This window comes from Brevundimonas sp. (genome assembly GCF_018608325.1).
Taxonomy (GTDB): domain Bacteria; phylum Pseudomonadota; class Alphaproteobacteria; order Caulobacterales; family Caulobacteraceae; genus Brevundimonas.
On the sequence record NZ_JABAZW010000158.1, the window covers coordinates 20,451 to 28,372 of the forward strand.

6 protein-coding genes and 1 pseudogene are annotated in these 7,922 nt (G+C 64.5%); 3 read left to right on the forward strand and 4 right to left on the reverse strand.

From position 1 onward, the window contains the following. The first annotated feature begins 35 nt into the window (after positions 1 to 35). A complete protein-coding gene (lexA, locus tag QZ281_RS15690; RefSeq protein ID WP_292229964.1) occupies positions 36 to 740 on the forward strand; it encodes a transcriptional repressor LexA in 705 nt (234 codons plus the stop codon). Here lexA and QZ281_RS15695 read toward each other — a convergent pair. Beyond that, positions 721 to 2,934, reverse strand: coding sequence for a ComEC/Rec2 family competence protein (locus QZ281_RS15695; RefSeq protein WP_292229966.1), 2,214 nt, complete (start codon positions 2,932 to 2,934; stop codon positions 721 to 723). The genes lexA and QZ281_RS15695 overlap by 20 nt on opposite strands. Here QZ281_RS15695 and gltX point away from each other — a divergent pair. Together gltX and gltA are read left to right on the forward strand one after the other, a co-directional pair. Next, positions 2,906 to 4,321: a glutamate--tRNA ligase gene (gltX, locus tag QZ281_RS15700; RefSeq protein WP_292229968.1), complete on the forward strand. Its 1,416-nt coding sequence runs from the start codon at positions 2,906 to 2,908 to the stop codon at positions 4,319 to 4,321. The two genes, QZ281_RS15695 and gltX, sit on opposite strands and share 29 nt — an antisense overlap. A 63-nt stretch (positions 4,322 to 4,384) precedes the next feature. Further along, positions 4,385 to 5,686, forward strand: a complete 1,302-nt coding sequence (gene gltA / locus QZ281_RS15705; protein ID WP_292229970.1) for a citrate synthase — start codon at positions 4,385 to 4,387, stop codon at positions 5,684 to 5,686. A 78-nt stretch (positions 5,687 to 5,764) separates the two neighbouring features. Here gltA and QZ281_RS15710 read toward each other — a convergent pair whose 3' ends face one another. From QZ281_RS15710 to QZ281_RS15720, 3 genes and pseudogenes are all read right to left on the reverse strand, one after another. Continuing rightward, positions 5,765 to 6,757, reverse strand: a complete 993-nt coding sequence (locus QZ281_RS15710) for an FUSC family protein (protein WP_292229972.1) — start codon at positions 6,755 to 6,757, stop codon at positions 5,765 to 5,767. Positions 6,758 to 6,759: 2 nt separating this feature from the next. Continuing rightward, complete coding sequence (locus tag QZ281_RS15715) at positions 6,760 to 7,458, reverse strand: alpha/beta hydrolase (protein WP_292229974.1); 699 nt, start codon at positions 7,456 to 7,458, stop codon at positions 6,760 to 6,762. A 4-nt stretch (positions 7,459 to 7,462) separates the two neighbouring features. Then, positions 7,463 to 7,922 (reverse strand): annotated as a pseudogene (locus QZ281_RS15720) (lipid-A-disaccharide synthase); the annotation flags it as partial.

Below are 7,922 nucleotides of genomic sequence, written 5' to 3' on the forward strand. Positions count from 1 at the left end.
TCCGATTCGAAGGATGGGCGCATGAGGGCCCGGCGATGCTCACGCGTAAGCAGCACGAATTGCTGATGTTCATCCACGAGCGGATTCAGGAGACAGGCGTCTCCCCCTCGTTCGACGAGATGAAGGAGGCGCTGGATCTGGCGTCCAAGTCGGGCATTCACCGCCTGATCACGGCGCTGGAGGAACGCGGCTTCATTCGCCGCCTGGCGCATCGCGCCCGCGCACTCGAGGTCACCAAACTGCCGGAACAGGCCACCGCTGGCGCGCCACGCGGGCGGGCTGGGTTCAAGCCTGATGTGATCGAAGGCGGCGCCAACGCGCCACGCCCGGCGGTTGCCGCCGCTGTGGCAAACGACACGCGCGAACTGCCCCTGTTGGGCAAGATCGCTGCAGGCACACCGATCGCCGCCATCCAGCATGAGCAGGAGCGCCTGCCGGTTCCAGAATCCATGCTGGGCAAGGGCGACCACTATCTGTTGGAGATCGAGGGCGACTCGATGATCGAGGCAGGCATCCTGAATGGCGATCTGGTCGTGATCCGCCGCGGGGACACCGCCAACAATGGCGAGATAGTCGTCGCTCTGGTCGAGGGCGAGGAAGCAACGCTGAAACGCCTGCGCCGCAAGGGCGCCTCCATCGCGCTGGAACCGGCCAACCGCAACTATGAGACCCGCATCTTCGGTCCCGATCAGGTCGAGGTTCAGGGCAAGCTTGTCGGCCTTATGCGGCGCTATCACTGACATCAGGATCGGGCTGACGGGACCAGGGCCTGTCGCCCCTAACATCCGACGTCCAGACGGCCCGCCAGCGCGGGCCGTTTGCATTTTCAATCCGCCACAGTTCGACCGCGCCGCCACGCGCGAAGTCCACACCGTCCAGTATCAAACGCCCCTGACAGGACGCAGGAAGGTCTGAAACCGTCGCGCGGATGCTGACAATCTCGGCCGACTGGCACAGGGCGTCGATCTGGTCAGCAGTCGGAACACGCTTGCCCCACCACAGGGCGATGGGGCCAGCGTCGACTGTTTCAGGGCGGCATGAAAAACGATCACAGGACCAGCCCTCAGCGTCCCGCCCGACCATCTCCAGCCCGCGCCTGCGTGACCAAAGGTCCGCAGCGAACTCGCGCACGCCCGGCCTGACAACCACGGCTTCACCGCCACTATGAAATGCAGCGTTGGTTCCTCCATCCCCGATCCACAGATCAGGAACCGGCGCACGCGGCCAGATCATCACCGCCGCCGCGAACGGCAGGCCCAGCCAGCGCAGCCGCGCGCGCCACACGCAGACGAACACAATGCCCAGAAAGGCGATCGGCAGCACATAGTCCGGCGCACTGGGGATCGTCTGAACCGCACCAGGCAGGCCCGCCGTCCAGCTTCCGATGGCCAGCATGATATCAACGCCCCACCCGGCTACGGTCAGGAAAGGTCCGCCCAGCCCCAAGGGCTCCAGAGCCGCCCCCAACGCCAGCGCAGGCATCAGGATGAAGTCAGCGACCGGCGATGTGCCCAGATTGGCGAGCAGCCCATACACAGCCGTGCGGTTGAAGTGCTGCATGGCGAACGGTCCCGTCGCCATGCCTGCGACCAGACTGGCGGCGATGGCGGCAAACAGCCAGCCGGCGAACTTCTGAACCGTCGCGATGGGCCAGGGCACCGATATCTCGCGCGTTCGCTTAGGCCAGGCCTCAACCAGCGCGACCAAGGCTGCGGTGGCCGCGAACGACATCTGAAAGCCCGGCGTGGTGACGGATTCCGGCTGAATCAGCAGAACAATGAAGGCGGCGACCGCCAGCCCGTGCATCGTCACCGCCTGTCGGTTCAGCAGTATGGCCAGAAAGGCGATTGAGGCTGTGACCGCCGCACGCTCCGCGGGGGCCGGTGCGCCCGACACGATCAGATAGGCGCCGACAGCGATCAAGCCGGCGACAGCGGCGATCTTCTTGCCCGGCGCCCGCAACGCCAGCCAGGGCACAGCCGCCACCAGCAATCGCACGGCGAAGAAGACGAAACCGCCCACAATGGCCATGTGCAGCCCCGAGACCGACAGGATATGCGCCAGTCCAGAGTCCCGCATGATGTTCATGTCTTCCTGGCTAATCCAGGTTTCATGGCTGGTGGTCATGGCGGCGGCGATCCCGCCCGTTCTCTGGCCCAGACGCTCGACGATTCGTTCCGACAGCCTGTAGCGCGCGCCATTCACCGCCATCTCGGCCCGCAATCGCCAGGATGGAGGCGCCAGTTCGATGCGACGCGTCTCGCCCAGACCAAAGGCCACGCCTCCCATGCCCTGAAAGAAGGCATTTCGTCCAAAATCGTAGGCGCCGGGACTGGCAGGCGCAGGCGGTGGATTGAGAATGGCGAACAGACGGATCGCCTCTCCGGGCCGGGGCGGTTCGCCGCGCACCGTGGCGCGCAGGCGCACGGGCGTATCTTCAGCCGACACACCCCGTATACGGACCGGCGCGATCACGATTCGCGCACCGCGTTGCCCCGGACTATCGACATCGACAACCCAGGCCTCAATGGAGGTCGGACGGCTCATGGCTGGGGCAATCGGCGCAGAGATCATGTCTGTCCGCAGCTTGGCCGCGGTGACGCCGCCGCTGAGACAGGCCAGAATCATCAAGGGCCATGTAAATTGCCGTGACCAGCCACGTCGGCGCGCCGCCAGCCACCCTCCAACCGCTACGGCTGCAATCAGGACCACCAGCCACAACGCCGGTTCCGAACGCAGTGAAAAATAGAGCCCGCTGCCGCACCCGAAGGCTACAGGCCCCCAGAGCCTCCACCGCAGCGCCTGAGCCTCTATTTGGTAGCGCAACCAAACGCGCAATCGCGCGGTGGGGGTAGGCTTTGCTGCATCGGGGCGTATAAGGGCGTCGCTTACGGACCCTCCCCCAATGACCTCACCTTCCTCGACAGTTGTCACCCGCTTCGCCCCCTCGCCGACAGGCTATCTCCATATTGGCGGTGCGAGAACAGCATTATTCAACTGGCTGTACGCCAAGAGACACGCTGGACGTTTCCTGATCCGCGTCGAGGATACGGACCGTGAACGGTCCACCGATGAGGCCGTGAAGGCGATTTTCGACGGTTTGAGCTGGCTGGAGCTGTTCGCCGACGAAGAGCCGGTTTTCCAATTCAGCCGTGCTGATCGGCACCGCGAAGTGGTCAACCAGCTGTTGGAAACGGGACACGCCTATCGCGACTTCACCTCTGCCGAGGAGACCGGTCGGCTGCGGGACGAGGCCAAGGCCGAAAAACGCACCTTCGAATCGCCTTGGCGCGACCGCGAACCGACAGTCGACGATCTGGCCCTGCCCCACGTGGTGCGTTTCCGCAGGCCGCAGGCTGCGACGGTTACTGTCGCTGACGAAGTGCAGGGTGCGGTGAGTTGGTCGACCAACGACCTGGACGATCTGGTCCTGCTGCGCTCAGACGGTGCGCCGACCTATAATCTGGCCGTTGTGGTCGATGACCACGATATGGGCGTGACCCACGTCATTCGCGGCGATGACCACCTGAACAATGCCGCCCGCCAGAGCTTGATCTATGATGCTCTGGGCTGGACCCGACCCAGCTTCGCCCACATTCCGCTGATTCACGGGCCGGATGGCGCCAAACTGTCCAAGCGCCACGGCGCACAGGCCGTGCATGAATACGCCGAGATGGGCTATCTGCCCGAGGCCATGCGCAACTATCTCGCGCGGCTGGGCTGGGCGCACGGCGACGACGAACTGTTCAGCGATGCGCAGGCTGTCGAATGGTTCGGTTTTGAGGGCATCGGCAAGGCGCCTGCCCGACTGGACTTCGACAAACTGGCCCACGTCAACGCACACTGGTTAAGGCTGGCGGATGACGAGCGGCTGGCCAAGCTGGCCCTGGACGCGCACCTGCAGCGCGGGCGTGAAATCGCCGAAAATGACGAAGCCAAGCTGCAGCGCGCCATGCCGTTCGTGAAGGACCGCGCCAAAACGACGCTGGAACTGGCGGATCAGACAGAATTCGTTCTCAAAACCCGGCCGCTGACGCTGGACGACAAGGCCCGTAACCTGTTGTCGGGCGAGACGCTGGATCGCCTTGGCCGTCTGCGCGACCGTCTGGCGCTGTTCCAGTCGTGGGACGTTTTCGCGCTGGAAGCCGAACTCAAAGACTTCGCCGAATCCGAGAATGTCGGCTTCGGAAAGATCGGGCCGCCTATGCGTGCGGCTCTTACCGCAGGGGCAACTTCGCCTGATATCGCAAGAACTTTATCCGCTCTTGGCCGCGACGAAAGTCTCGGGCGCTTGGATGATGCGCTGCAACAGACTAAGTGACACCCACAAACCAAAGCGCCCGACGCCTCCCCGCGCCTGGACGTATGATGCAAAGGGGCATTCATGACTGAACAAGCCAAAACCGTCGGCTCGGCGACTCTGTCCTTCGAGGACAAGACCATCGAGCTTCCGGTCCTTTCGGGCTCCACCGGCCCGGACGTCATCGACATCCGCAAGCTTTATGCGGGTACGGGCGCCTTCACCTTCGATCCGGGCTTCACCTCGACGGCGGCGTGCGAATCGGCGCTGACCTACATCGACGGCGACGCAGGCGTGCTGCTGCACCGCGGCTATCCGATCGACCAACTGGCGTCGAAGTCGAACTTCCTGGAAGTCTGCCACCTGCTGCTGCACGGTGAACTGCCGACCGCCGCAGAGTTCGAAAAGTTCGAAAACAGCATCACCACCCACACGATGCTGCACGCCCAGTTCGACCGCTTCTTCGAGGGCTTCCGCCGCGACGCTCACCCGATGTCGATCATGGTCGGCACCGTCGGCGCCCTGTCGGCCTTCTATCACGACAGCCTGGACATCCATGATCCGGTGCAGCGCGACATCTCGGCCATCCGCCTGATCGCCAAGATGCCGACCATCGCCGCCCGCGCCTACAAGTACCACGTCGGCCAGCCCTTCATCTCGCCGCGCAACGACCTGTCGTACGCCGAGAACTTCCTGCGCATGTGCTTCGCCGTGCCGGCCGAGGACTATCACGTCGATCCGGCCCTGGTTCGCGCCATGGACCGCATCTTCACCCTGCACGCCGACCACGAACAGAACGCCTCGACCTCGACCGTTCGTCTGGCCGGTTCGTCGGGCGCCAACCCGTTCGCCTGTATCGCCGCCGGCATCGCCTGCCTGTGGGGCCCGTCGCACGGCGGCGCCAACGAAGAAGCGCTGAACATGCTCAAGGAAATCGGCACGCCCGACAAGATTCCTGAGTTCATCCAGGGCGTTAAGGATCGCAAATTCAAGCTTATGGGCGTTTTACACCGCGTCTACAAGAACTACGACCCGCGCGCCAAGGTCATGCAGCAGTCGGCCTATGAAGTGCTGGCCGCGACGGGCCGCGAGAACGATCCGCTGTTCCTGGTCGCCAAGGAGCTGGAGAAGGTCGCCCTGTCGGACGAATACTTCACCTCGCGCAAGCTGTTCCCGAACGTCGACTTCTACTCGGGCATCACCCTGTCGGCGATGGGCTTCCCGACCACCATGTTCACCGTCCTGTTCGCCCTGGCCCGCACCGTGGGCTGGATCGCTCAGTGGCAGGAAATGATGGCTGATCCCTCGCAGAAGATCGGCCGCCCGCGTCAGCTGTACACCGGCCCGACCGAGCGCGACTACGTGGCCATCGATCAGCGCGGCTGATCGACCCGCCAAGGTCAGAAATGCAGAACGCCGGGGTGAAAGCCCCGGCGTTTTTCTTTGCGTGATATGCGGCGACGATCAGACCAGCCGCAAATCCTTGAACCGCTCGGCCAGGTCATCCAGATCGCGGTGCATGTGCGCCAGCCCGATGGCTGCGGCGCCCAGCGCCATGTCATCACCCTCAACCGCGACTGACAGGGCCAGGGTCGCGTCCAACGGCCCCATCGGATCGCTCGCTTTTCCGACCGACAAGGCCTCCAGCCGTTCGACGGCGCGATTGGCGTCCTTGGACCAGGGGCCGAGCCGCCCGGCCGCCCCATCCGCCTGGAATCCGCGTCCCAGGATCACGATGTCGCTTCGAACCCGCCAGAAAGCCCGCGCAAGGGCCGCACGGTCGGCGGTTTCACGTTGTGGTCCAGGCAGGTCGATCACATTCTTGGCCGCCGTATCCAGCTTGTCCAAACGCCGCTTCAGGTCGGCATGGCGTTTGCGGATTTCGACGATGTCTTGATCGTCTCCCTTGAGGACGAGCGCCAGAAGCGCAGCCGCCTCTCCTGCCGCATCTCGCGCCTGAAGGCGGAAATGCTGACGGGCATGTCTGGGGAACAGCGCCAGAATGGACACCACGCCGACACCGCTGCCGACCAGAATCTCCATGACGCGATCCAGCGCCAGCGAGGCCGGACCGTCAACGCCGCTGCCGCCTGCGATCACGATGGCCGCCGTCACTGGCGCGATCTTTAACCAGGGCCGTCCGGCGCCCAGAAAGGCCAGGGCCGCCGTCGATACGGCTATGGCTCCGGCCAGCCCCTCCATGCCCGCCGGTCGGACAAAAGCCACCGCCGCGCCCACGAAGGCGCCTGTCACGGTCCCCAGCGCCCGATCACGTGCAACGGTCAGCACGCCGCCGCCGATGCTGGCCTGAATGACGACGATGGTGGAGATCACACTCCAGTACGGATGCGGCAGTTGCAGAAACGTCGCCAGATAGAGGGAGACCGTCGCCCCGACCGCCATCTGCAGGGCCGCGCGGACCTCCGACGCACGACGTGGACTGAGCAACCGCGCCATCGTCAGGTTCGTCTCATCCAGTGCGCCAGGGCCTCACTGACCAGCTTCGGCGCCTCGATAGGCGTCAGGTGGCCACATCCAGCCGCTACAATCAGTTCTGCATCCCGCGCCAAGGCGGCGATTTCCTGATGCCCCACCAGAGGCGTGATGACGTCCAGTTCCCCGCAGATGACCAACATTGGTCCGGCATAGGCGCGAACCACAGCCTCGCCGTCCTCGCGCTCCAAGATGCTCTGGCGCAGGAAGACATCCAGCCCCAGTCTCTGGGTCATGGCACGCACCCGCCCCGTCATCTGCGCATCATTGACATGGTCCGGGCCTAAATAGGTTCGCATCAATCGGTCGCCGAAGCCGTGGAACCGCCCCTGCGAGCGGGCCAGCGACGTCAGCGCCCTGCGTTCGGCCGCACGTTCCGGGGTGTCCGCGCGGATGGCTGTATCCAGCAACGCCAGCCGTTCCACGCGCGGCGCCGCCTGGCGCAACACCTCTTGCGCGACGTATCCACCCAACGAGAACCCGGCCAGAGAGAAACGCTCTGGCGCAATCGCCACAACGGCCTCCGCCAGTTCGGGCATCGTCGATCCACGCGTAATGTCTGCAACCCGCACATCGAAATCAGGCGAGAGCGCCTCGATCTGGTCGCGCCACAGTTCGTCGTCGTTCAACAGTCCGGGGATCAGCACCAGACAGGGGCGGCTCATGCTCTCAGCTCGCAGCCTTGGTGGCGATGACCCGCAGCACGGCGTCTGCCGCCAACTCCGATGGGTCAGGACCGCCGCGTCCCATCAGATCCAGAGCCGCCGTCTGGGCTGCAGCCTGCTCTGCCGCAGCGATCGGATCAGTCAGCAGCCGGCCCACGGCCTTGGCCAATGTTTCAGGCGTCGCCTCGTCCTGAATATACTCAGGCGCGATCCGGCGGTCGGCAGCGATGTTGAACAGGGTGATATGCTTGGCCGTCACCAACCGCTTCATCAGCAGATAGCTAAGCCCGTCGATCCGATAGGCGATCACCATCGGCGCCCCCGCCAAGGCCAGTTCGGTCGAAACCGTGCCGCTGGTCGCCAGCGCCGCATTAGCGGCCCGCATGGCGTCATATTTCTCGGCCTCATCGACCAGGTGAACTCGGAAGGGCCAGGCGGCGACACGGGCGGCAACGTCCTGCGCC